General features: G+C 58.2%; 24 protein-coding genes and 2 tRNA genes. 19 read left to right on the top strand and 7 right to left on the bottom strand.

Annotated elements, in window-relative coordinates; all coding sequences use genetic code 11:
• The first annotated feature begins 559 nt into the window (after nucleotides 1-559).
• The 6 genes from EXN68_RS03225 to EXN68_RS03200 all read left to right on the top strand — a co-directional run bounded on the left by EXN68_RS03225 (nucleotide 560) and on the right by EXN68_RS03200 (nucleotide 5528).
• Entirely contained in the window at nucleotides 560-1396 is an 837-nt protein-coding gene (locus EXN68_RS03225; protein WP_142839597.1) for an EamA family transporter, read from the top strand.
• A 254-nt stretch (nucleotides 1397-1650) separates the two neighbouring features.
• Complete coding sequence (gene rplM / locus EXN68_RS03220; RefSeq protein WP_035242586.1) at nucleotides 1651-2115, top strand: 50S ribosomal protein L13; 465 nt, start codon at nucleotides 1651-1653, stop codon at nucleotides 2113-2115.
• 2 nt (nucleotides 2116-2117) lie between these two features.
• Nucleotides 2118-2585, top strand: a complete 468-nt coding sequence (gene rpsI / locus EXN68_RS03215; RefSeq protein WP_080852221.1) for a 30S ribosomal protein S9 — start codon at nucleotides 2118-2120, stop codon at nucleotides 2583-2585.
• 131 nt (nucleotides 2586-2716) lie between these two features.
• Nucleotides 2717-3670, top strand: a complete 954-nt coding sequence (gene speB / locus EXN68_RS03210; RefSeq protein WP_142839596.1) for an agmatinase — start codon at nucleotides 2717-2719, stop codon at nucleotides 3668-3670.
• Between the two features lie 69 nt (nucleotides 3671-3739).
• A complete protein-coding gene (gene argC, locus EXN68_RS03205; RefSeq protein WP_142839595.1) occupies nucleotides 3740-4672 on the top strand; it encodes an N-acetyl-gamma-glutamyl-phosphate reductase in 933 nt (310 codons plus the stop codon).
• Between the two features lie 10 nt (nucleotides 4673-4682).
• Complete coding sequence (locus EXN68_RS03200) at nucleotides 4683-5528, top strand: aminoglycoside phosphotransferase family protein (protein ID WP_142839594.1); 846 nt, start codon at nucleotides 4683-4685, stop codon at nucleotides 5526-5528.
• Nucleotides 5529-5534: 6 nt separating this feature from the next.
• On the opposite strand, the gene EXN68_RS03195 is transcribed toward EXN68_RS03200, so the two are convergent.
• A complete protein-coding gene (locus EXN68_RS03195) occupies nucleotides 5535-6653 on the bottom strand; it encodes a COX15/CtaA family protein (protein WP_142839593.1) in 1119 nt (372 codons plus the stop codon).
• Nucleotides 6654-6880: 227 nt separating this feature from the next.
• On the opposite strand from EXN68_RS03195, the gene EXN68_RS03190 reads away from it, so the two are divergent.
• Both EXN68_RS03190 and uppA read left to right on the top strand, forming a co-directional pair.
• Complete coding sequence (locus EXN68_RS03190; protein WP_142839953.1) at nucleotides 6881-7093, top strand: DUF2842 domain-containing protein; 213 nt, start codon at nucleotides 6881-6883, stop codon at nucleotides 7091-7093.
• Nucleotides 7094-7190: 97 nt separating this feature from the next.
• On the top strand, nucleotides 7191-8423 hold the full coding sequence (gene uppA / locus EXN68_RS03185) for a polysaccharide biosynthesis GNAT family N-acetyltransferase UppA (RefSeq protein ID WP_142839592.1): 1233 nt from the start codon (nucleotides 7191-7193) through the stop codon (nucleotides 8421-8423).
• 16 nt (nucleotides 8424-8439) lie between these two features.
• On the opposite strand, the gene uppB is transcribed toward uppA, so the two are convergent.
• Nucleotides 8440-10719, bottom strand: a complete 2280-nt coding sequence (uppB, locus tag EXN68_RS03180) for a polysaccharide biosynthesis protein UppB (protein WP_142839591.1) — start codon at nucleotides 10717-10719, stop codon at nucleotides 8440-8442.
• Between the two features lie 210 nt (nucleotides 10720-10929).
• On the opposite strand from uppB, the gene uppC reads away from it, so the two are divergent.
• The 6 genes from uppC to EXN68_RS03150 all read left to right on the top strand — a co-directional run bounded on the left by uppC (nucleotide 10930) and on the right by EXN68_RS03150 (nucleotide 16736).
• Nucleotides 10930-11502 (top strand): polysaccharide export protein UppC, encoded by a 573-nt coding sequence (gene uppC / locus EXN68_RS03175; protein WP_046800338.1) that lies wholly within the window; start codon nucleotides 10930-10932, stop codon nucleotides 11500-11502.
• Nucleotides 11503-11518: 16 nt separating this feature from the next.
• Nucleotides 11519-12661 (top strand): polysaccharide biosynthesis type 4 glycosyltransferase UppD, encoded by a 1143-nt coding sequence (gene uppD / locus EXN68_RS03170; RefSeq protein WP_161991177.1) that lies wholly within the window; start codon nucleotides 11519-11521, stop codon nucleotides 12659-12661.
• Between the two features lie 240 nt (nucleotides 12662-12901).
• Nucleotides 12902-14455 (top strand): polysaccharide biosynthesis glycosyltransferase UppE, encoded by a 1554-nt coding sequence (gene uppE, locus EXN68_RS03165; RefSeq protein ID WP_142839589.1) that lies wholly within the window; start codon nucleotides 12902-12904, stop codon nucleotides 14453-14455.
• Entirely contained in the window at nucleotides 14452-15693 is a 1242-nt protein-coding gene (uppF, locus tag EXN68_RS03160) for a polysaccharide biosynthesis O-antigen ligase family protein UppF (RefSeq protein WP_142839588.1), read from the top strand. The genes uppE and uppF overlap by 4 nt, the downstream gene beginning before the upstream one ends.
• A gap of 78 nt (nucleotides 15694-15771) precedes the next feature.
• A complete protein-coding gene (locus EXN68_RS27570; RefSeq protein ID WP_193559493.1) occupies nucleotides 15772-15921 on the top strand; it encodes a hypothetical protein in 150 nt (49 codons plus the stop codon).
• A gap of 173 nt (nucleotides 15922-16094) precedes the next feature.
• Complete coding sequence (locus EXN68_RS03150) at nucleotides 16095-16736, top strand: hypothetical protein (RefSeq protein ID WP_142839587.1); 642 nt, start codon at nucleotides 16095-16097, stop codon at nucleotides 16734-16736.
• A gap of 73 nt (nucleotides 16737-16809) precedes the next feature.
• On the opposite strand, the gene EXN68_RS03145 is transcribed toward EXN68_RS03150, so the two are convergent.
• Entirely contained in the window at nucleotides 16810-17346 is a 537-nt protein-coding gene (locus EXN68_RS03145) for a DUF1269 domain-containing protein (protein ID WP_142839586.1), read from the bottom strand.
• Between the two features lie 228 nt (nucleotides 17347-17574).
• Here EXN68_RS03145 and EXN68_RS03140 point away from each other — a divergent pair.
• Together EXN68_RS03140 and EXN68_RS03135 are read left to right on the top strand one after the other, a co-directional pair.
• A tRNA-Pro gene (locus EXN68_RS03140) sits at nucleotides 17575-17651 on the top strand.
• Between the two features lie 273 nt (nucleotides 17652-17924).
• Complete coding sequence (locus EXN68_RS03135; RefSeq protein ID WP_046800344.1) at nucleotides 17925-18185, top strand: hypothetical protein; 261 nt, start codon at nucleotides 17925-17927, stop codon at nucleotides 18183-18185.
• A gap of 392 nt (nucleotides 18186-18577) precedes the next feature.
• On the opposite strand, the gene EXN68_RS27565 is transcribed toward EXN68_RS03135, so the two are convergent.
• On the bottom strand, nucleotides 18578-18718 hold the full coding sequence (locus EXN68_RS27565) for a hypothetical protein (RefSeq protein WP_137002497.1): 141 nt from the start codon (nucleotides 18716-18718) through the stop codon (nucleotides 18578-18580).
• 353 nt (nucleotides 18719-19071) lie between these two features.
• Here EXN68_RS27565 and EXN68_RS03125 point away from each other — a divergent pair, with 353 nt between their 5' ends.
• Nucleotides 19072-19275: a hypothetical protein gene (locus tag EXN68_RS03125; protein WP_142839585.1), complete on the top strand. Its 204-nt coding sequence runs from the start codon at nucleotides 19072-19074 to the stop codon at nucleotides 19273-19275.
• Between the two features lie 327 nt (nucleotides 19276-19602).
• Here EXN68_RS03125 and EXN68_RS03120 read toward each other — a convergent pair whose 3' ends face one another.
• The gene (locus tag EXN68_RS03120) at nucleotides 19603-20157 is read right to left on the bottom strand and encodes a dual specificity protein phosphatase family protein (protein WP_161991176.1); all 555 of its coding nucleotides are present in this window, start codon (nucleotides 20155-20157) and stop codon (nucleotides 19603-19605) included.
• A 137-nt stretch (nucleotides 20158-20294) separates the two neighbouring features.
• Nucleotides 20295-20882: a YqaA family protein gene (locus EXN68_RS03115; protein ID WP_142839583.1), complete on the bottom strand. Its 588-nt coding sequence runs from the start codon at nucleotides 20880-20882 to the stop codon at nucleotides 20295-20297.
• A 520-nt stretch (nucleotides 20883-21402) separates the two neighbouring features.
• Here EXN68_RS03115 and EXN68_RS03110 point away from each other — a divergent pair.
• Nucleotides 21403-22047: an exopolysaccharide biosynthesis protein gene (locus EXN68_RS03110; RefSeq protein WP_046800349.1), complete on the top strand. Its 645-nt coding sequence runs from the start codon at nucleotides 21403-21405 to the stop codon at nucleotides 22045-22047.
• Between the two features lie 4 nt (nucleotides 22048-22051).
• On the opposite strand, the gene EXN68_RS03105 is transcribed toward EXN68_RS03110, so the two are convergent.
• Nucleotides 22052-22330 (bottom strand): hypothetical protein, encoded by a 279-nt coding sequence (locus EXN68_RS03105; protein WP_142839582.1) that lies wholly within the window; start codon nucleotides 22328-22330, stop codon nucleotides 22052-22054.
• A 176-nt stretch (nucleotides 22331-22506) separates the two neighbouring features.
• Here EXN68_RS03105 and EXN68_RS03100 point away from each other — a divergent pair.
• Nucleotides 22507-22581: transfer RNA gene (locus EXN68_RS03100), tRNA-Asn, on the top strand.
• Nucleotides 22582-22586 lie beyond the last annotated feature (5 nt).

Here is a 22586-nt window from a genome sequence, read left to right as displayed (position 1 = left end):
CATTCGTCTCCTGTTTGTTTTCATTCCGTTCACCGATGAATTAGACTTGACTAATTTTCAGAAAGTTATTCTGTAAATCAATCTATCTGCAAAACTGCAACGTTTCAGCTCGCTATTTTACACGGATATGAAATTCATTTTCAGAACAATGAAAGAAACTGGCATTGGGATTGATGCCCTTATCCACGCTGCCAGAAATGCGAATTAAACGCCAATATCAGCTTAAATGGCGCTGATTTTTAGAAAAACAGGCAAGCGCCAGCGTGATCCGAGCCTTGCATCTGGAGCCAGCATGCCAGCTCCTCGGATGAAATCATGGGCAAAGCGACATTGCCCCCGGAGCAGGAGATATAGTGACATGCACAAATCTGAAATTTGACGCATGTCATAATCGGCGAAAGGATCGAATATTCGCACGGACGATCAGACGAGACCCGCACTCGTTTTTAAATGATCACAAAGCGCCCATGGCACCTCACGGCCTCCATCGAAAATGGATTTCGGTCGTCAAACCCCATGCTATAGGTTTGGCAAAGTAGCCCGCGAGCGAGTCTCTATTGTGACAATCGACATTCTTCTTCTGGTTCTTCTGGGTGCAATCCTGCATGCCGGATGGAATGCACTGGTCAAATCGGGATCCGACAAGTCACTTGACGCCTCGCTGATTGCGGCGGGCGCGGCCGCCTGCTCCTTGCCCTTCCTGCCGTTCCTGCCATTTCCGGCGCCGGTCGCCATTCCATTCCTCTTCGCTTCGGCCATTCTGCAATTTGCCTATTTTCGCCTTGTCGCTGCCGCCTATACGATCGGCGATATCGGCCTCGTTTATCCCGTCATGCGCGGTGTGGCGCCCCTGATCGTCGCGGCGACGAGCAGCCTTTTCCTGAGCGAGGTCCTGAGTCCGCTGGCGCTTGCCGGCATAGCCATCATTTCCGGCGGCATCCTGACGCTCGCCTTCGAGGCGCGGCGCGGCGGCGGAAAAGCAATCATCCTTGCGCTCATCAATGCCTTCGTCATCGCCTCCTACACCTTCGTCGACGGTGTCGGCGCAAGGCTTTCGGGCAACGCCATCTCCTATACGCTGTGGATGTCGCTGCTGCCGCCCGTGCTGCTTTTCGGTTTCGCCTTTTACCAACGCGGCGTGAGCGCTGTCGCAGCGCATGTGCGGCGCAACTGGTGGCGCGGCCTGATCGGCGGCGGCGGCTCCATCCTCTCTTACGGACTGGCGCTCTATGCCATGACCAAGGCCCCCGTCGCGGTCGTCGCCGCACTTCGGGAAACATCCATCCTGTTTGCGCTTGTCATCTCCGTCGTGATCCTGAAAGAACGCGCCAGCATCTGGCGTTATCTCGCCGGCGGCATCATAGCAGGAGGCGTTCTGGTCATGAGACTGGGCTAAAACAGGCCGATTTTATGTGGTAAAATATTACCACACCAATAAACCATTGTTTTTGCTTGGTTATTTTTAAGGTCCTCAAAAGACGTCATATTGACGCATTCCCCGGCGCACCGTATAAGCGCGCCAGATCGGATTCCAGCCGGAATAGGGTCATTTGCGGTTAGCCTCAGGGCAACCAAACCAAGCAACAAGAAACGCCCGTATGCTCTTATTCAATCAAGAGGATGACGGGTCCACATTAGAAAGTGAAATTCATGTCTACTTTCGTTCAGAAGCCTGCTGAGGTGGAGAAGAAGTGGGTCATCATCGACGCCGAAGGCCTCGTTGTTGGTCGCCTCGCCACCATCGTTGCAACCCGCCTGCGCGGCAAGCACAAGGCCACCTACACACCCCACGTCGATGATGGCGACAATGTCATCGTTATCAACGCGGAAAAGATTGCCTTCACCGGCAACAAGTACTCCGACAAGAAGTACTACTGGCACACCGGTCACCCGGGTGGCATCAAGGAGCGCACCGCTCGCCAGATCATCGAAGGCCGCTTCCCGGAGCGCGTCGTTGAAAAGGCCATCGAGCGCATGATCCCGCGCGGCCCGCTCGGCCGTCGCCAGATGAAGAACCTGCGCGTTTACGCCGGCTCTAACCATCCGCACGAAGCACAGCAGCCCACCGTTCTCGACGTGGCCGCGCTTAACAAGAAGAACGTAAGGAGCGCCTGATAATGGCCGATCTTTCCTCTCTGAAAGACCTCGCCCCGGCATCGGAAGCTTCGGCTCCCGTGCACGTCCGCAAGGTTGATACCCTCGGCCGCTCCTACGCGACCGGCAAGCGCAAGAACGCCGTAGCCCGCGTATGGGTGAAGGCCGGTTCTGGCAAGATCATCATCAACGGCCGCGATTTCACCACGTATTTCGCACGTCCGGTTCTGCAGATGATCCTTCAGCAGCCGATCGTCGCCGCTGCCCGCGCAGGTCAGTTCGACATCATCGCCACCGTTGCCGGTGGTGGTCTGTCCGGTCAGGCCGGTGCCGTTCGTCACGGTCTGTCCAAGGCCCTCACCTACTTCGAACCGGGCCTGCGCTCCGTTCTGAAGAAGGGTGGCTTCCTGACCCGCGACAGCCGCGTCGTCGAGCGTAAGAAGTACGGTAAGGCCAAGGCCCGCCGTTCGTTCCAGTTCTCCAAGCGCTAATCGCTTCTACGAACGGTTCGTTCAGAACTTCGAAAGGCGGGACTTCGGTTCCGCCTTTTTTCATGGTTTCCTCCCTTGTTTTTTCAACAGGAAGACAGCACCCTCGGCGCAAACGGCAACAGGGGTGATCAATGCCATCCAAAACCATCGACCATGCCTTTACCGCAACCACGCTGACATCGGCCGCCACCGACCCGACCCATGCGGGCGTGCTCTCCTTCATGCGGCGCAAATATACCAAGACCCTCAAGGGCGTTTCGACGGCGATCTGGGGTATCCCCTTCGATGCGGCGACGTCCAACCGGCCGGGTGCACGCTTCGGGCCGCAGGCCATCCGCCGGGCCTCGGCAATTTTCGATAACGATCCGCAATATCCCTTCGCGCGTGACCTCTTCGCCCATATGCCGACCGTCGATTATGGCGACTGCCTGCTTGACTACGGCAACCACTGGAAGACGCCTGATACGATCGAGAAGGAAGCTCGCAGCATCATCTCCAAGACGGATTATCTGCTGACGCTTGGCGGCGACCATTTCATTACCTGGCCGCTTTTGAAGGCGCATGTGGCCAAGCATGGGCCGTTGGCGCTGGTGCAGTTCGATGCGCATCAGGACACATGGTTCGATGACGGCAAACGCATCGACCACGGCTCCTTCGTGGCCCGCGCCGTGCGTGACGGCCTGATCAATGCCGACCGCTCGATCCAGATCGGCATTCGCACCCATGCGCCTGACGATTTCGGCATCCGCATTCTCCACGGCTACGAGGTGGAGGAGATGCGGGCCAGCGACATCGCCTCGCTGATCGTCAAGCATACGGGCGGCATGCCGGCCTATTTGACCTTTGACATCGATTGCCTTGACCCGGCCTTCGCGCCCGGAACCGGCACGCCTGTGGCCGGCGGACCGACCAGCGCCAAGATTCTCTCGGTTCTGCGCGGCCTTGGCCAGCTTGATATTCGCGGCTCCGATGTGGTGGAGGTGGCACCCGCTTACGATCATGCGGATATTACCGCCATTGCCGGAGCCACCGTTGCAATGTATATGCTTGGCCTTCGTGCCGAACGGCTGGCCAAGGCCGGCTGACACAAAAACGGCACCTGCCAAACTGATTCCGAATACCCTTACAACCCTTTGAAAAGTCAGGACAAGGACATGACAGCGAAGATCTTCATCGATGGCGAACACGGCACCACGGGTCTGCAGATCCGCACGCGCCTTGCTGGTCGCCGCGATATTGACCTGCTGTCCATTCCCGAAGCCGAGCGCCGCAACGCCGCAATGCGCGAGGATATGCTCAACAACGCCGACATTTCCATCCTCTGCCTGCCGGATGATGCTTCCCGGGAAGCGGTCTCGATGGTGGCCGGCAACAACAATGTCCGCATCATCGACACGTCCACCGCCTATCGCGTCCACAAGGACTGGGCTTACGGCTTTGCCGAGATGGACAGCGAGCAGGGTGAGAAGGTTCGCTCCGCCCGCTTCGTCGCCAATCCGGGCTGCTATCCGACAGGCGCTATCGGCCTCATCCGTCCCCTGCGCGCTGCCGGCATCCTGCCCGATGGTTATCCGGTCAGCGTCAATGCGGTTTCCGGTTATACCGGCGGCGGCAAGCAGATGATTGCGCAGATGGAAGATCAGAGCCGTGACGACGCGATCAGCGCCAATAATTTCCTCTATGGCCTGACGCTTTCCCACAAGCACGTGCCGGAAATGACCATTCACGGCCAGCTTGACCGCGCGCCGCTGTTTGCGCCTTCCGTCGGTCGTTTCCCGCAGGGCATGATCGTGCAGGTGCCGCTGTTTGCCGCCGACCTCAAGGAAGGCACGAGCATCGAGACGGTGCATGCCGCGCTCACCGCCCATTATGCGGGCCAGGATATCGTCAGTGTGGTGCCACTTGCCGAAAGCAAGGGGCTTTCCCGCATCGATGCCGAGGAACTGGCGGGCAAGGACACGATGAAGCTCTTCGTCTTCGGCACGCCGGGCGGCGAACATATCAATCTCGTGGCGCTGCTCGACAATCTCGGCAAGGGCGCATCCGGCGCGGCTGTGCAGAACATGGAACTGATGCTGTCGGCATGAGGTTTTTTGCATGAGCCGAACCATCCCCTCTTTTCCGGCCTCGTGGAATATCGAGGCCGCAAAACAGATTGCCGACACGCCGGCCGGGGTGGTCTACGCGGTGACGCGTGGTGACGGCTCTCCAGCCGTCGCCAAAGTCCTGAAAAAGAAAGTGCTTGAGGACAGCCTTCGCGGCGCGGATTTCATCGCGTGGCGCGCGGGTGTCGGATGCGTGGAGCTGCTTGAGCGTTCCGATGATATCCTGCTGATGGAACACGCCGGCGCGGAAACCCTGCGCGATGTGCTGTTCCACGACGGTGACGACGATGCGGCCACGGAAATCGCCGCCGATGTTCTGCTGCAATACCATCAGCCATCGCAGCAGCCCCCGCCCTCAAGCCTGCTGACGTTGCCTCTCTATTTCGAAAGCCTGTTCCGCAAGGCTGAACAGGATCGCACCAGCGGCGTGGAGAGCATCTATATCGAGGCCGCCGCGCTGGCGCAGGAGCTGATTGACCGGCAACGGGATGTGAAGCCGCTGCATGGCGATCTGCATCACGAAAACATCATGCGCAGCGGGCGCGGCTGGATCATCATCGACCCGGCGGGCCTGATTGGCGATGCGGCGCTTGATGTCGCCAACATGTTCTCCAATCCACTCGACCGCTTCGATCTGACGCGCAGCGAGGCACGTATCGCCTCCATGGCGGCGATTTTTTCCAGGGCGCTGCAGCGGGATGAACGGGTGTTGCTGCAATATGCCTTTGCTTATGGCTGCCTTTCGGCCGCATGGCACGAAGAGGACAGCAATGCGGAAGAGCGCGACAACGAACTCGCTGTCGCAGCTACTGTCAAAACGGTGCTGAAGCAGTTCTGAACGCGCTCAGTCCCGGACTTCGACGGCGACAGGCGCCGGATATTCGCCAATGAAACCGCGCCAGTGGGCGACCGCAAATCCAAGCACGATCAATGCCATGCCCTGATGGGCGAGCGCCACGTGGATATCCACATGCATGAGAAGCGTGGTGATGCCGAGCGCCGCCTGAATGGAAACGAGCACGAAGAACAGCACGGCCCGGCGGGCGTGTGGCGTATTCGGCAGGGCACGGGCAATGGACACCATGTGCCACAGCGTGGCGGCGAAAAGCGTGTAGGCGCCAAGACGATGGATGAACTGCACCGTCTTCGGGTTTTCGAAGAGGTTGATCCACCAGGGCTGCTGCAGGAAGAGATCGCCCGGCACCAGTGAGCCGTCCATCAGCGGCCAGGTATTGTAGGAAAGGCCGGCATTCAACCCCGCCACCAGCGCGCCGAGATAGATCTGGAACAGACAGAGGACCGTCAACAGGCCGGCAAAGCCCCTGCCCGTCTTTTCGTCAGCCGCCTCAGGCGAATGATGCGACAGGCCGCGCAATATCCACATGCAGCCGGCGAAGATGAGGCAGGCAATGGTCAGATGCGTGGCGAGGCGATATTGCGAAACATCCGTGCGATTGACGAGACCGGAAGAGACCATCCACCAGCCGATAAAGCCCTGAAAACCGCCAAGCGCCAGAAGACCGACCAGCGGCAGGCGCAAACGCTTTTCGACACGGCCGGTCAACCAGAAAAAGGCGAGCGGCAGGGCGAAGATGAGACCGATGGCGCGGGCAAGCAGGCGATGCGCCCATTCCCACCAGAAAATCGTCTTGAACTCATCAAGCGACATACCCCTGTTGATTTCCTGATATTGTGGGATGCGCTTATAGAGCTGGAATTCCTCTTCCCATTCGGCAACCGAAAGCGGCGGGATAGCGCCGTGGATGGGCTTCCATTCGGTGATCGACAGGCCGGATTCGGTAAGCCGCGTGGCGCCGCCCACCAGCACGAGACAGAAAAGCGTGAAGAGAACGACGCGCAGCCAGATGCGCAGCAGGCGGCGGTTCTTTTCCTGCTTCTGCAGGGCAGCCTCCACCACCATTTCCGCGGAACCGTTTGCCATCGTCATGCTGCTCGAACGCATCTTTTCAGGTCTCCCTCATACAGTCATGTTGATTAGCCCCAACCGGCGCCACAAAACAAGGCCTCAGGGTTTGCGGCATCCGGTCGCGGCGGTATAGTCGCGCTTACATATCAGATCGTCCTGCCTCTTCATCGAATCACCAAGACGATCTAATTTTTTGTTTTCCGCATGTCTTTTTCCCAAACCGATGACACTTTGGGAGACATGCGCTCATGATGGAAGATTTCATGCCCCCTCGCCTCAGATCGCTTATCGGCACCATCGTCATCATCTGCCTCGTCGTCATCTACGCCGTGGCGGCGACTGCCATCGCATCGGCGACGCTGGCGCAATCGCCCTGGTGGGTGCATCTGGTCTATTTCGTGCTGAGCGGGCTTTTGTGGATATTGCCGGCCATGCTCATCATCAAATGGATGGCTGGCCCCAAAAAGCAGGGATAAGCGCCAACCGTTGCGCAACACCCTGAGGTCGCAATTTTATAAACCGATTGTTTGCCGCTCAGCGATATAGTCCCACCGAAACAACCGGAGAGAGTGGATGGCGGCTGAGGGGCCGGTCACAGTCAGAGAGGGCAAAGCGTCGAGCGCCATGCAAGGCGAGCGGCGGGGTGCCGACCGTCTGGTGATCGATCTTGTCGACGACATTTCCACCATCCGCCCCGACTGGGAGCGGATGGAGAGCGACCCGCTCAACTCCCTGCATCAGGGGTTCGGCTGGTGTTCCATCTGGGCACAGACCCAGAAAAGCCCATTGCTCATCATTCGCGGCAGACAAAGCGCAAAGACGGTCTTCCTGCTGCCGCTTGAAATCGTGCAGGAGAGCGGCATCCGCAAGGCGCGTTTTCCGGGCGGCCGTTTCAACAATATCAATACCGGTCTCTTCGATCCGTCCTTTGCCGAACAGGCGGAACATAAGACAGCGGCGGCGATTGCCCGCGAGGCGCGAAAACTGCTGCATGGCCGGGCGGATATTCTGGCCTTGCAGAACATACCGCTCAGCTGGCGCGGCAGGACCAATCCGCTTTCGTATCTGGCCTCCGTCGAAAACCAGAACCCAGCCTTTCAACTGCCGCTGCTGGAGAGTTTTGAAAGCACCCTGCGACAGGTCAATGCCAAGAGGCGGCGGAAGAAATTCCGTATCCAGAGCCGCAGGGCCGAGGAAATGGGCGGTTACAGCCATGTGATTGCCCGTTCGCCACAGGAAAAATGCGAATTATTGCAGGCCTTCTTCCGGCAAAAGGCCACCCGCTTCGCCTCTCAGGGCATCCCGGATGTTTTTCGAAGCCAATCGGTGAAGGATTTTTTCTACGATCTGGCCAACTTCCCGGAAACGGGCACGGACAGTCTTCTGGAGCTGCACGCCATTCGACTGCATGGCGAAAACGAGGGCGTCATTGCCGCCATATCCGGGCTTTCGCGCAAGCAGGACCACATCATCTGCCAGTTCGGCTCGATCGATGAGGCGGTTTCGGAACTCAGCCCCGGCGAGTTGCTGTTCTGGCTGATGATTGAACGGGCCTGCAGAGAGAAAGCCGCACTCTTCGATTTCGGCGTCGGCGACCAGCTTTACAAACGCAGCTGGTGCCCGCTTTCCACCGCCCAGCACGATATATTCCTGCCGGTGACATTGAAGGGGCGCGCAGCGGCCTCGGCCTATGTCGCCATCGCCAGAACGAAAAGCCTGATCAAGTCCAATCCGGCGCTCTATGCGCTGATCCAGCGTTTTCGCGCCGGACGGCCAAGAACGGACGCCATGTCTGCCACTGACTGAGAGGGTTTTCCGTCGGTCAGGCGGCGCTCAGATGACCCGGCTTGCGCATACCCGTCATCGGCAATGCCTGCTCGTAACCCTGGGCCACCAGTTCACCCAGCGTCTTTTCCAGCATCTCGCCATCCTTGCCGGGCACCGAAACGATGATTTCCGCCGGCAGATTGCGCAGCATTTTTTCAAGGCTCGAAATCTGCACCGCGCCGCATTCAACCAGAACCGTATCATAGGCGTCAGACAGGGCGCTTAGAATCATCGTCAGGCGATCAATGGCCCGCATGGCCTCACGCGGCTGCGCATTGCCGCGCGGCACGATATGCGCATCGGACAGCCGGTCGCCGTGAATGGTTTCGCCAAAGGCAGCAGCGCCCGCCAGAAGATCCATGACACCCGGCAGCCCGGCCTCGGGCACCATCAGACGCGTGGGACAAGCCGAAGCCGTCATATCCACGAGAACGACCGAGCGGCCCATTTCAGACAGGGCACGCGCCAGCATGACGGTGGTGGTCGAACCGCTATCTCCGGCTGGAGACACAACGGCAGCGACGGGTTTGGCAACACGGGTGGCCAGAAAGCCCGCAACGGCATCGATCGAGAAATCGTCGGAGGTTTCGATCTCCTCCTTCGTCGCCTCTTCTTTCAAAGGTGCGACCTCTTCCACCGGCAAAACCGAAGCCGAAGCAGCAGCGGTGGCGGCAACGACCGGTAACGGCCGTACCTCTTCGACAATGGGTTGCTTCTGGTGGGCGGCAGCGGGCATGGCCTGGGCGGCCGGCGGCGAGGACTCATGATGGGTGGCAACCGGTTGCTCCGGCAAATCCGTGGTCTCGTCCCTGTCGGCGGGTTTACGCGTCGGCGCAGGCGGATCGGAGAGCGGCGGAACCTGATGTCTGCCCACAGGCTTCAAGGCGCGCCCGGTGAAGAGTTCCACCAGCATGACGACGATGCAGGAGAGCAGGAAGGTCGCCAGCGTGACGACGATGGTGATGGCTCCGGTTTTCGGGAAATAGGGCTCACGCGGCTCCACCGCGCCTGAGATCACGCGCGCGTCGGCGGGCGTTGAATCCACCGAACCGGCGCGCGAGGTCGCCTCGCGATAACGGGCAAGATAGGTTTCCAGAAGCTGGCGTTGGGCCGAAGCCTCGCGTTCCAGATCGTTCAAGCCGACCTGCTGCTCCCCGGCACGCACACTTTCGGATTTCAGCACGTTTAATTGCTGCACCAGTTGCCGTTCGCGCAGGCGGGAAACATTGGCTTCGTTTTCCAGGCTTGCCAGCACCTTGCGAGTTTCTTCCTGAATCTGCCGCTGTATGCCTTCCAGCTGGTTGCGCAGCGCCCTAATACGTGGATGGCCTTCCAGCAAGGAGGAGGTCAGATCGGAAATCTGGCTGCGGATACCCGTTTCGTTTTCCTTCAACCGCTGGATCGTTGGAGAACCGACGACATCCGGGAAGGTATCGAGAGGGCGGCCGCTTGAAAGCGCATTGCGCACGCCTTCCGCCCGCGCTTCCGCATTCGCACGCTCTCCACGGATACGGCCAAGTTCAGTCGAGATATCGCTGAGCTGGCGGGTGGCAAGCGTTTCGCCCTGCCCGGCCGACAGGAGGTCGGATGAGGCACGATAATCCGCGACCTTCCTGTCCGCCTCACGCACCTTCTCGCGTAGATTGGCGATTTCCGGCTCCAGCCAGCGCGCCGCTTCCGTGCTCGTGTCGAGTTTCGCACCACTTTGCAGGGCGATATAGGCCTTCATCATCTCGTTGGGGATGGCCGCGGCGAGCGTCGGATCTTCAGAGGAAAACTCAACGGTGATGACGCGTGAGCTTTCGACCTGATAGACCTGCAATTTCTCGCGGAAGGCCTTCAGCACCCGCTCTTCGGGTTGCACCTGCAGCGGATCTTTCTTGAGACCTAAGGCAACCAGCAGGCCCGACACCAGCGAAGGACGCGCTTCCGGATCGAACTCCTCCAGCTCATAGAGCTTCATGTTTTTCGCGACCTGCTTGATGAGGTCGACCGATTGCAGGATCTGCACCTGGCTGGAGACGGTCAATTCATCAAGCACCGGCTCGGCCGGCGCATTGGATTGCTGTGAAGCACCGAAAGAGGCCGCGCGGGATTCGATGAGGACACGCGCTTCACCCTTGTAGGCGGGCGCCATCATGCTGGCGATCACGAACGCGGCGCCACCGGCCAGAAGCGTGACGGCCGCGATCCGGCCCTTGCGCCGCCATATGGCTGCAACAAGCTGTGCCAGATCGATATCCACATCCCTGTCGTCCATGCGATCGCCGTTCATGTGGGCTCCGTAACCGAGACAAACCTCGGGCGCTCAAATATAGATGGCCAATTTTCGCGAATTGTAAGTCTTGGCGGTAACACAACAGTTAATCTCGGCGAATCCGACAAAATAAATCGGATATTGCGACACTCCGGACTGGCCGTTTACCGCGCATTAACCCTAACAGAACGATAAGAATGCTCATAGATCGACTCGGAGCCAGATGAGATGCCGCTCGCCGGATCACGACATGTCACCGCACTGACGCTCGCCGTTCTGACGGCCCTTTCCGGTTGCGCGGCATATCAACCCGCGCCGCGCTCATTCAATGAGGCGGCCCTGCAACCCTATCATGTCGATAGCGGCGACAGGCTGCGCATCAACGTCTTCGAACAGGTGGGGCTGACCAATACCTATACGGTCGATCAGGCTGGTTATGTCGCCTTCCCGCTTGTCGGTCAGGTTCCTGCGCGCGGCAAGACGCTGCCGCAGCTCGAAGCCGCCATTGCCGCGAAATTGCGCCAGGGTTATCTGCGCGATCCAGACGTGACGATCGAGATCGACCGTTATCGCCCCGTCTTCATCATGGGTGAAGTTGGTCGTCCCGGCCAATATTCCTATGTGCCCGGCATGACGGTGCAGAACGCCATCGCCATCGCCGGCGGGTTCACCCCGCGCGCCAATCAGGCCGATGTCGATCTTACCCGCAAGATCAACGCCGAAGTAATGACCGGCCGGATCGGCATCACCGCACCCATTCTTGCGGGCGATACGGTCTATGTACGTGAACGCTTCTTCTGAAAACGGAGTGGCACACGTGTCGGATGACGGCCCTCCCCTGCGCATCATTCACTGTTTCCGCTCGCCCGTCGGCGGTGTCTTCCGCCATGTGCGCGACCTGATCGAAGAACATGTCAAACAGGGCCACAAGGTGGGTATCGTTTGCGACAGTTCGACCGGTGGCGCACATGAGGAACGGCTTTTCGCCCAGATCGCCCCGATGCTGGAGCTGGGGCTTACCCGCCTGCCAATCAGGCGCTCCATCGGCCCGGGTGACCTGCCGGCACTCTGGAGATCCTACAAGCAGATAAAAAGTTTGCGGCCGGACATCTTGCACGGGCACAGCGCCAAGGGTGGCGCTCTTGCCCGGCTTATCGGCTCATTGTTGCGGGCGAACAGGTATCGCGTAGCCCGCCTCTACTCGCCGCATGGCGGCAGCCTGCATTATGACCGCAAGAGCCTGAAGGGGCAGCTGTTCCTGCGGCTCGAACGGTTTCAGGAACACTTCACCGACGCGCTCTGTTTTGTCTGTAATTTTGAACAGCAAACCTATGAAGCCAAGGTCGGCAAGCCGCGCACCCGGACGGCGATGATCTATAACGGCGTGCAGGAAAGCGAGTTCGAAACCGTGCCGGCCCGCGAAGATGCCGCCCGTTTCCTCTATATCGGCATGTTGCGCGATCTCAAGGGCCCGGATGTCTTCATCAAGGCGTTCGCCAGGATGGAGCGCAGCATCGGCCACCCCATGTCCGGCGTTATCGTCGGTGACGGGCCGGACAGGGACAAATATGCGGCGATGATCGACAAATCAGGGCTTTCCCAGCGGATTGCCATGCATGCCGCCATGCCCGCCAGACAGGCCTTCGAGCTGGCGGAGACCGTGGTGGTGCCCTCGCGCGCCGAAGCCATGCCCTATATCGTGCTTGAGGCGCTGGCGGCGGGCAAGACGGTCATCGCCTCACATGTCGGCGGCATTCCCGAGGTTCTGGGAGAAGACAGCGAGGCGCTGGTTCCGGCCGGAGACGCCGAGGCGCTGGCGAAGATCATGGTCAGGGACGCTGAAGACGGCGATTGGTCAAAGCGGGTGATGCCCCCACCAAACAGCTTTAAGGCGAAGTTTTCAACGCCTGTCATGGCCGATGACATGATGAAGCTCTATCGCGACCTGCTTTCACGCTAAAGCGCGCCTGACGTCTAAAGACATTTTAAAAACACGATTTTTAATTGTATATTCCGCCATCCTGTAGAAAAGCATCATAAACGTTTCTTAGCATGTTTCGGCTAGTTTCCTGCTCGTAGAGCGCGTGTGCCCGTTCGGACGCTACGCAAGGACGCTTTACCACTTTGAAGTTGCGCATCGTTCCCATCGAAAATCGATTTCGATTTTCGGGCCGATCCGCTAGAGGGTGCGGACCAAGTAATGACCAAGGCTGACAAGGACAGACTGCAATTCGATCTGGCGTCGTTGCGCAAGCAAATCTCCGAGCGCGAAGCCGGTGAGCCTTCGCCGTCCGAGACCGTCGTTCTCAATCCGCTTGCGCGGCAGATCGCCAACCAGCTGCGTGCCGGCAACCATTCACCCAACATGGTGATCGGCCAGTTGCGGCTGCTGGAATTCACGATGCTCGTGGTCATCGCCGCCATCGTCAACGGCATCGCCGCCGATCGGGGTCTCGAAACCTTTCTGGCGGTTTTCAGCGCCGGCGTGCTGGGTGCGGCACTCTGCGTGTCCCTGCTGCAGGCGGGCGACTGTTATCAGTTACCGACGCTGCGCACGCCGCTGAAAATGTTTGCCCGCATTCAAGGCGCCGTCTGTCTGTCTTTCGTGGGCGCCGCCTGTTTCCTGCTCGTGGTTTTTCCCGATGCGCTGCATTCCTGGCCGGCATTCGGCATATGGTATGCGATTGGCGCGGTAGCCATTTTCACCGGACGGCTGATCCTTGGCTTTGCCATTCGCCACTGGGGCCGCAATGGCGTCATGGAACGCCGCGCCGTCATCGTCGGTGGTGGCGATGCTGCCAGAGACCTCATCCGTTCGCTCGAGCAGCAGTCGGACAATGATATCCGCATCTGCGGGATTTTCGACGACCGGAAAAGCGAGCGCTCTCCCGATGTCGTCGCCGGTTATCCCAAGCTCGGCACCTTTGCCGAACTGGTGGAATTTGCCCGCCTGACAAAGCTCGATATGCTGATCATCGCCCTGCCGCTGAGCGCAGAGGCCCGCATTCTCCAGCTCTTGCGCAAACTCTGGGTGCTGCCGGTCGATATTCGCATCGCCGCTCACGCCAATAAATTGCGGTTCCGTCCGCGCGCCTATTCGCATGTGGGCAATGTGCCGATGCTCGATGTGTTCGACAAGCCGATCCGCGACTGGGATTCCGTGGCAAAACGGATATTCGACATCACCTTCAGCCTCCTCGGCATCGCCCTGTTCTGGCCGGTGATGCTGGGTGCCGGGATTGCCGTCAAGGCCACGTCCAAAGGCCCCATCCTCTTCAAGCAGAAGCGTCACGGCTTCAACAATGAGACGATCAATGTCTGGAAGTTCCGCTCCATGTATACGGAACTCAGCGATCCCACCGCCAAGAAGGCCGTCACCAAGAACGACCCACGTGTCACGCCGGTCGGCCGTTTCCTGCGCAAATCGTCGATGGACGAGCTGCCGCAGCTCTTCAACGTTCTCTATGGCGATCTGTCGCTGGTCGGCCCGCGCCCGCACGCAGTCCATGCCCAGACGGGTGATCTGAAATATACCGAAGTGGTGGAGCATTATTTCGCGCGCCACAAGGTCAAGCCCGGCGTGACCGGCTGGGCGCAGATCAATGGCTGGCGCGGTGAAATCGACCATGGCGACAAGATCAAGTTCCGCACCGAATACGATCTTTATTACATCGAGAACTGGTCGCTTTTCCTCGATCTCAAGATCCTGTTCCTGACGCCGATACGGCTGCTCAAATCGGAAAACGCCTATTGACCCACGTCGGTTACCAACACGCACCGGGTTTTGATGCGCCTCTGGCCGCCATGCGGCTCGTCGGTTCGTTCTTCATTGCCTTCGGCGTGTTCCTCTCCGGCTTCGTCATCTCCGAACCGGCGCCCTACGAGCTGATGATGGTCGGGCAAGTGGCCATCTGGTTCCTGCTGGGCCTGCGCCTTTCCCGCACCGTCGTGCTGCTGCTGTGCCTGCTGCTTGCCTTTAATGTCGGCGGTTACCTTTCGCTCACCACCATGGCCGATCTGGACGAGGGGCCGCTTTACCTCGCCGTCTCGACCTTTCTGGCGCTGACCTCGGTTTTTTACGCGGCGATCATCGAGGACAAGTACCAGCGGCTGCTGCTGATTTTTCGCGCCTGGCTCGCCGCGGCGCTGATCACCTCGCTGCTCGGTATCATCGGATATTTTCACGCCCTTCCCGGCTTCGAGGTCTTCACGCTTTACGATCGCGCCAAGGGTGCGTTTCAGGACCCGAACGTCTTTGGTCCCTTCCTGGTGACACCGTCGCTTTACCTGATCTATGGCCTGCTTACCGGCAAGGCAATGCATGCGCCCTGGCGTATCCTCGGCCTGCTGATCCTGTCGCTTGGCGTGTTCCTGTCATTTTCGCGTGCGGCATGGGGCCTGTTTCTGTTCGCAGCCCTCCTGCTCGTCTTCGTCATGTTGCTGAAGGAGCGCACTGCCGCGTTTCGGCTGAAAATTCTCGTGCTGTTTCTGGTTGCCGTCGCGCTCATGGTCGCAGCCGTCATCATCGCGCTGCAATTCAAACAGGTCTCGGACCTGTTCTTCAGCCGCGCCTCTGCGGTGCAATCCTATGATGGTGGGCATCTGGGGCGCTTTGCCCGTCACTATCTTGGTTTCCTGCTGGCGATGGAACATCCGCTCGGCATCGGGCCGATGGTGTTCGACAATATCTTTCCCGCCGCCGAACATAATATCTGGCTGAAAAGCCTGACAACGCATGGCTGGTTCGGTTTCGTGATCTATCTGACGCTGATCTGCTGGACGATCGCTGCCGGTTTCAGGCATCTGCTGCGGCCGCGGCCGTGGCAGCCGTTCCTGATCATTTCCTGGGTGACCTTTGTCGGCCACGTCATGATCGGCGCCGTCATCGATACCGATCACTGGCGGCATTTCTTCCTGCTGCTCGGCATATTGTGGGGCTGCATGGCGCTGGAAAAACGCGAAAACCTGCGCCGCCGCACAAGCCACGCCTAAAATGCTTCCCCTAACGGAACCCTGCGCGATTTCATGCGTTTAGCCGGCGATTATGATCGTCAAACGGGGAGACATCTTATGACGCAGACCAATAATCTCTATCTCATCATTGGCGCACTCCTGGTGGTCCTTGTTGGCCTTGGGGTCTATGTCTGGCACGAGGAAAGCAAGCCGAAGGGCATCGAGATGAATATCGGCCCGAACGGCGTCTCCGTTCAGGAAAATTAAGGCGCAAGCGTCGCGCAAACTTCCTTCATTAGACCGGGTGCACCCAAGCCCAAGCGGCGCGGGACGCACCCGGTCTTCTTATGAGAGGAGACGAAAGGCGGGATCAACAATCCTCGCCAAGCCGGTTCGGTACGAATGATGCGTATCGGGCTGATCATGGAAAAGTTACCGAAATGGTCTCCTCCGTCGACCTGTCCACCCGCCTCACCGCCACCAGATTAGCCCTCAAGGCCATCAAGGAGCAGGATGACAACTCCACCGCGACCTCATCTTCCTCGTCGCGGGCAGCGCTGCTTGGCGCCTATGGCGTCGATACGTCTTCTTCCACAAATACGAGGCTGACACAGCTTCTGGCGCAATATGCGCAGACCGCCGGCGTGGAGACGCAGACCGAGACGACACCTCAGGCTTCATCCGGCGATATTACGCAGGCCGGTTTCATGAAGGATCTGAAGGCGATGCTGGAGGATTTGTCCAAGGACCCGGACAAGGCCTCGCAGGCAAAGGCGATGCTGGAAGCACTGGCCGCCGGCACGCTCACCGTATCCGATCCATCCGAAGGCGCGCAGATCAAGGCGTGGGACGTGAAGGCCGATTCGAAAACCACCTCGAAACCGGCAACCGAGATCGCCACTACGGGCTGGAGCGATTTTCTGAAGGATCACCTCAAACGCGACGGCTCAGCCTATAGCAAGAGCGCCAGCGGCGCTTATGTTGACAGGATTTCCGGCGACAACGCGTTTTTCGGCAGCGTCGGCAGCCGCTATTATTATCTCACCTGGCCGCAGGCTAAACCCGGCACGCTGACCGTCTAAGCGGCCGCTTCCGGACCCATCTGGACAAAAAGCTGCGGCATCGATCATGCCGCAGCGTTGTTCCTGTTGCCATTCAAGCGACGGGCGCAGCTGCCTGCGCGGTTTCACCCGACAGAGCTTTTTGCAATTGCGCTTCCTGCTCAGGAGACAGCGAGGTCTTGATGACCCGGCCGCGCAGCCCTTCCAGTTCCGCCAGAACCTTTTCCGGCTGTACCTTGCGGATCAGCACGAACAGTGCCGAAGAGCCATTGGGAATGGTTTCGCCAAGGGATTTGATGAAATCGTCATCAATGCCGAAATCGGTCAGCGAACCCGCCAGCGCGCCCGTGCCGGCACCAATTGCGCCGCCAATTGCAAAGCCCGCCAGCGGATTAAGGAACAGCAGGCCGACAAGGCCGCCCCAGAGGCCGCCGGACAGAAAACCGGAACTTGCACCAAGCGCCGTCAGGTTGACGCTCTGCTTCAGATGCACCTTGCCGTTTTCATCACGAACAACGACCACGGCGTCTTCCAGATCGACCAGATATTCCTTTTTCAGGCCGGCAAGCTTCAGAAGAACGCGGTCGGCCTCTTCCGTTCCATCAAAACCAACAACGACGAGTTCGGACATATTTATCTCCCTGAGTTTCAATTCCGCTGCAATTGAACGCTGAAGTTCACCGCAGGTTCCAGCCATGATGGAAAGAGGATGTGTCATGCGTTTGACGGAAGCAACCGGTAGAGAGCCGAACGACAGTCTGTCCCCTGCCCGCCATCCACACCCTTTGTTCCTTTTTTTGAGAAAAGGCGATTTTCCGCTTGCGCCCTAACAGGCTTATATATAAACGGCTTTCAGGTTCGGAGCGTAGCGCAGCCCGGTAGCGCACTTGACTGGGGGTCAAGGGGTCGTGGGTTCGAATCCCGCCGCTCCGACCATAAAAATCAGATAGATAGCCAGTTCCCCCAGAGCTGGCTATATTTGTTTTAGCGATTTTGCAGCCCTCGGGTCCACTCTCGCAACTGCGCGTTAGGCTTTGCGTGGTGTTTGGTTCTTTCCCGCCTTGACGGCGCGCATTTGATTTGCTGGAGGCTGATTGATTGAGCGCTAGACCAAATTTGTTCCTGCCGCCATCGCCGTCCCCCTGACGGTTATCGTGTTCAAGCACGCCCCCAGCACCCTGACGAAGCCTGAGCCTGAAGGACATTGACATGGCGAAGAAATCAAAAATCGAACACTCCGAATTTTCAGGCGAATTCGAAGATGACGGTGTCACGGTCCTCGTCGATATCTACCGATCGGCCGGCACGCAGCAGGATTGGAAGCTTGAGGTCATAAGCGAAAATGACCTTGTCACCACCTGGGACGAGCCTTTCGCCACCGATAAAGATGCATGGGAAGAATTCCTTGCCACGTGCGAAAAGGACGGCATTCGTAGCTTTCTTGAAGACGAGGATCCCGCAGTCCATTAGGGCTTGCCCACACGAACCACGTCGCAGCATAATTGTGGGGCCACCCGCCGTATTCACCACCCTGCGGAGGACAAGGGCTTTCGGCGTTAGCGTCGGTCGCAATTGTTGCTTCGTTATGGAGTGGTGATTTGCCCCTCGAAACTTATCAAACGCAAAGATAGCCCATTGTGGTGACTACGGGGATTCAGTCGCGGCACTAGCGTTTATAAGTCAACGCATAGCGATGACAGCGATGCAGCTGAAGCGATCAGAATGATTTTCGAGCGGCAGTCGCTGGAACAGGTGTTTGAGATGAAGGTGCGCGTGGCCTTGCCCTGTTGCGCGCATTGCTGCCGCATCACTCGATATTGGCCGGGTTAATCTGAGGCGTCACGAGTGTGTCCGGCGGGCGTTTACGATCCGCTGGTTTCTTTTTCCTTCTTCGCCTGATCGTGATGCCACTTGATGGCGAAGTACATGCCTGTACCCAATACGATAATCTTGAACGGGAAGAAGACTATAGGGAACAAATCCACCCAATTCCAATCCGTCATTTTGAATATTTCCAGTCTATTCTTGACATAATCTCCCGCGACTAGAGCTACGTCAAAACTGCTGTTTCAGCAACTTCATTCATGCACGCAAGCACGGTCTTTTTGACGCAGCCCAGCCCGGTTTGTTTCATCCGGGGCGCTTGCGTCATGCCTCAGCCATCCACTGCCGTATGGCGCTCACCAGCCGCCATTCGTTCATTCCGGTAGCGAGGAATGCCTAGTAATCAACAGGTTGGCGATTTGCCCTTTGTTCATGCCACTCGCCTTTCGTCAAAGAGAATGATTGCACGCATTGCTTTGTTGACTCTTCGCTAAAATTAGAACATTTAGTGAACAAAAGAGAGGTCACCGAGATGTCCGATGCTGCAAAAACCACCCCCGTACGGCCGGACGACATAGCCGGATACGTCATCCAGTGTCACGACGGCGATGCAAGGGCCGCCGTCGAAACGCTGCTTGGTGAAATCGAACATTTGCAGGAACAGCTTTCCCTTGCGGTTGCCATCATGGGCAAAGGATATACGCGCGGCTGGACACCGGATATGGCAGGCGATTGAGCCGGCTGTTTGCCGTTGGATGCGGCTTACCCCGTGAGGATATCGTAACTTTGACGGACCATGCCTTTGATGTGGATGGAGCCCGCACCTGCCAGAATCGCCCTCCGGCAAGATATTTCCGACAAGATAGTGCGTTGCGGGTCGCGTCGATTACGGACCGGATCCTGGTCCGCCTTATCACCGCTCCGCCGCTGTTATGGCCTCGCCAATTGAGCAAGCCCGCACCGAGAATTGCGTGCAGCCTGATCACATCGGCAATCAAGACAGAACGCAAATCCCTGTGCCGGGAACGATCCGTGATTTACGCAGGATCAGCTGAAAGCGCCCTCAGAACTCGTTTGAGGCGATGGCGAAGTCGTCCGTGATTGGCATGCGCTCTACATTCTCCCATGTTCTGTCCATGGCATAGGTTGCCGAGAGATAGGGAATGCCGATGTGGCCGTAACGCACCGAAAGCTGGCTTTCCGCCTCCTTCTCGCCGAGGCGTGCGACGCGACTGAGGTAAAGAGCGGTGGCGAGGCCCGTCCGGTCAGCGCCGGCCTTGCAATGGATGAGGATCGGTTTCGGCGCATCGCGCATGATCGCGACGAGCTGGTTGACCTGATCCATGTTGAGTTCCCGGCTGGCCGACATGCCGAAATCGATGTGCTTCAACCCAAGCTCGCGCGCTGTTTCGACCTCGTCCCGGTACCAGGCCTGGGATTCATTCGGTCCGCGCAGGTTGATAACCGTCTTGATGCCGTGATCCCTGGTGTAGCGGACAAGCTCTTCATTGCTTGGCTGGTTGGAGCGGTAAAGTTGACCGGCCACCACCTCGTGAAAGTTGCCGAGGAGCTGGATGGCGTAAAGATATCCGCCTGCCGCAAGCACAACAAAGCCCATGCCCCCAAAGGAGCACTTCCAAAATCTTCGCATAATAAAACGGTTCCCTTACTCGACAAGAGAACCGATACAGACGGATTCTGACAGCAAGCTGAAAGTTATGCGACAGTATTGTAAGAGTAAAAAAATGCGTTCGATCAACGCACGAAAACGTAAACCGCATAGACCGCGATGAGCGCCGCGGCGGCTGCGGCCGTGATGACGCCGAGGCGTTTTTCGATGAAATGGCGCACTGAATCCCCATATCTCTGCAGCAATCCGGCAAGAATGAAAAAGCGGGCGCCACGTGTGACGACGGCTGAAAGAATGAACAGGCCGAGGCTGATATTGGCCGCGCCTGAAAGGATCGTCACCACCTTGATCGGCGGCAGGTGCGCCAGCCCCGATGTCACCAGCAGGAGAACGATGGTTTCGTAGTCCACCGAGTTCTTCAGCTGTTCGAAACTGTCGAGTTTGCCGTAAAATTCAAGAATGGGCCGCGCAATGCTCTCGAAAGCATAATGACCGAGAAACCAGCCGGCGATGCCGCCGAGGACCGAGGCGACCGTCGCCACAAACGCATAAAACATCGCCTTTTTCGGCTTGGCCAACACCATGGGCAGGAAAAGCACATCCGCAGGCACGACAAAGACGGAACTTTCCACAAAAGCGACGATCGCCAGCCACCATACGGCGGTTTTGCGCGCCGCAAGCGCCATCGTCCAGGCATAGATGTTTTTCAGCATTTCATGTCCCCGGGGAAGAGTGTGGAGCGAAGTCAAGGCGGGAGTGCCGAGGCATCTCAGCGGTGATTGAGGCGATTTACGGCGGCGCGCAGCGGACGGAGAAAAGCCAGCGCCGCAGCAGGATTAGACACAACGCAAGAGAATGGCAAATGTTGGAAGATTTATTTTTGCATCGCGGAAAATGAGAAATCCCAGCAATTCCAGTCCACACCGGCAAGCGGTTGCTGCGCTGCAAAATTTCACCCTATGGTAGATAACCTCGCCTTTTTGCTGTAGAATAAAAGCCGTAAGAAGTGGAGGAAGTTATCATGGACTATGTAAACTTCATTACGTCGATCAATCCGGTGATACTCGCCATCCTGCTGGTGGTTCTTCTCGCCGGCGCCTATAGCCACTGGGTTTCGCACTAATAAAGCGAAAGATACGACGAACCATGACGATGCCGATTTCTATCGGCGATAGGCATGTGGCCGGATGAATGTTATCAAACCCGGAGTTAAAACAACTTCCGGGAAGCGGCATGACGAACGAATTCGCATTCACTGATACGTCTGAAAAGCTCAGCACCACGCTGGAGAAGCTTATAGGCAAGTTGCAGGGCCAGACGATCACGTTGCGCGAACTGATGGAAGCAATCGGCGAACAGGGCCTGTTGCTTATCTGCGCAATTGCGTCCCTGCCCTTTCTCATTCCGGTCTCCATTCCCGGCGTCAGCACGGTGTTCGGCGCTGCGATCATCCTCGTCAGCCTCGCAATCACGCTGAACCGCCTGCCATGGCTGCCGGCGAAGATTCTCGACCGGCAGATGGAAACGGCAAAGCTGGTACCGGCGCTTCAAAAAGGTGTCGCCATCGTTTCCAAGCTGGATGGATTTATTCGCCCGCGCGTACCGGCGCTCACCACCGGCATTGTCGCCAACAGAATAAACGGTCTGGCGCTGATGACGGCAGGCGTGTTGCTGATGATGCCGCTCGGCTTCATTCCCTTTTCCAACACCCTGCCCGGTGTCGCCATCCTGCTTTTATCTGCGGGCATGATTCAGAGAGACGGCGTCACGGTGCTCGGCGGTTATCTGTTTCTCGGCCTGACGGCGATTTATTTCGCAGCGCTTGCCTATGCCGCCTTCTGGGCCGGACAGGGCATCAGCAGCTCGATCGGTGGATAAACGCCTACTGACCCCTGTTGCGACGGGCCTCGCGGCCGTTCTGCCGCGATGCCCACCAGACCGCGAGCCTTCGCCGCCTGCGGCGCACCGCCGGCAGATCGTGCGAAAGTACGACAAGACCGAGCGGAATCATCCAGAAACCGAGAACGGGCAAAAACCCCAACGTTCCGCCAACCACCAGAGCGGAGCCGGTAGCGATCCTGCCAACCCGCGAACGCGGCATGGCAAGGCTCCATTTTCCGACATGGAGGCGACCCGTCTTGTGGTTCATTCCGAATTTCATTCCATCCTGCCCTTCAGCGTCTGGCCTGTGGATAATTTTTTGAACGTCGATAAGCCCGGAAAATCGGGGCTTCAGAGGGATAAAACAAGAGGAATGCGTTTTTTTTGAAAAAACCGCTTGGCAAATCGGAAAAGCATTTGTATTACCCCGCTCACACCGCGCCAAGCAGCGCACGTTCCCTGGTAGCTCAGCGGTAGAGCATTCGACTGTTAATCGACAGGTCGCCGGTTCGAATCCGGCCCGGGGAGCCATTTCT

Origin of the sequence: Martinezella rhizogenes, from assembly GCF_007002745.1 — a bacterium.
In the GTDB taxonomy this organism is placed as follows: Bacteria; Pseudomonadota; Alphaproteobacteria; order Rhizobiales; family Rhizobiaceae; genus Agrobacterium; species Agrobacterium cucumeris.
This window is presented reverse-complemented; position numbering and strand designations above follow the sequence as displayed.

What these genes read in the sequence shown, in the direction of transcription:
- uppB (WP_142839591.1), bottom strand. Translation starts at nt 10,719, where the DNA reads ATGAACGGCGATCGCATGGACGACAGGGATGTGGATATCGATCTGGCA.
- EXN68_RS27570 (WP_193559493.1), top strand. Translation starts at nt 15,772, where the DNA reads ATGACGCAGACCAATAATCTCTATCTCATCATTGGCGCACTCCTGGTG.
- EXN68_RS03115 (WP_142839583.1), bottom strand. Translation starts at nt 20,882, where the DNA reads ATGCTGAAAAACATCTATGCCTGGACGATGGCGCTTGCGGCGCGCAAA.
- EXN68_RS03120 (WP_161991176.1), bottom strand. Translation starts at nt 20,157, where the DNA reads ATGGGCTTTGTTGTGCTTGCGGCAGGCGGATATCTTTACGCCATCCAG.
- EXN68_RS03110 (WP_046800349.1), top strand. Translation starts at nt 21,403, where the DNA reads ATGACGAACGAATTCGCATTCACTGATACGTCTGAAAAGCTCAGCACC.
- EXN68_RS03135 (WP_046800344.1), top strand. Translation starts at nt 17,925, where the DNA reads ATGGCGAAGAAATCAAAAATCGAACACTCCGAATTTTCAGGCGAATTC.
- EXN68_RS03125 (WP_142839585.1), top strand. Translation starts at nt 19,072, where the DNA reads ATGTCCGATGCTGCAAAAACCACCCCCGTACGGCCGGACGACATAGCC.
- uppE (WP_142839589.1), top strand. Translation starts at nt 12,902, where the DNA reads ATGACCAAGGCTGACAAGGACAGACTGCAATTCGATCTGGCGTCGTTG.
- EXN68_RS03145 (WP_142839586.1), bottom strand. Translation starts at nt 17,346, where the DNA reads ATGTCCGAACTCGTCGTTGTTGGTTTTGATGGAACGGAAGAGGCCGAC.
- EXN68_RS27565 (WP_137002497.1), bottom strand. Translation starts at nt 18,718, where the DNA reads ATGACGGATTGGAATTGGGTGGATTTGTTCCCTATAGTCTTCTTCCCG.
- EXN68_RS03195 (WP_142839593.1), bottom strand. Translation starts at nt 6,653, where the DNA reads ATGCGTTCGAGCAGCATGACGATGGCAAACGGTTCCGCGGAAATGGTG.
- EXN68_RS03105 (WP_142839582.1), bottom strand. Translation starts at nt 22,330, where the DNA reads ATGAAATTCGGAATGAACCACAAGACGGGTCGCCTCCATGTCGGAAAA.
- EXN68_RS03200 (WP_142839594.1), top strand. Translation starts at nt 4,683, where the DNA reads ATGAGCCGAACCATCCCCTCTTTTCCGGCCTCGTGGAATATCGAGGCC.
- EXN68_RS03150 (WP_142839587.1), top strand. Translation starts at nt 16,095, where the DNA reads ATGGTCTCCTCCGTCGACCTGTCCACCCGCCTCACCGCCACCAGATTA.
- uppA (WP_142839592.1), top strand. Translation starts at nt 7,191, where the DNA reads ATGGCGGCTGAGGGGCCGGTCACAGTCAGAGAGGGCAAAGCGTCGAGC.
- argC (WP_142839595.1), top strand. Translation starts at nt 3,740, where the DNA reads ATGACAGCGAAGATCTTCATCGATGGCGAACACGGCACCACGGGTCTG.
- rpsI (WP_080852221.1), top strand. Translation starts at nt 2,118, where the DNA reads ATGGCCGATCTTTCCTCTCTGAAAGACCTCGCCCCGGCATCGGAAGCT.
- EXN68_RS03190 (WP_142839953.1), top strand. Translation starts at nt 6,881, where the DNA reads ATGCCCCCTCGCCTCAGATCGCTTATCGGCACCATCGTCATCATCTGC.
- uppC (WP_046800338.1), top strand. Translation starts at nt 10,930, where the DNA reads ATGCCGCTCGCCGGATCACGACATGTCACCGCACTGACGCTCGCCGTT.
- rplM (WP_035242586.1), top strand. Translation starts at nt 1,651, where the DNA reads ATGTCTACTTTCGTTCAGAAGCCTGCTGAGGTGGAGAAGAAGTGGGTC.
- speB (WP_142839596.1), top strand. Translation starts at nt 2,717, where the DNA reads ATGCCATCCAAAACCATCGACCATGCCTTTACCGCAACCACGCTGACA.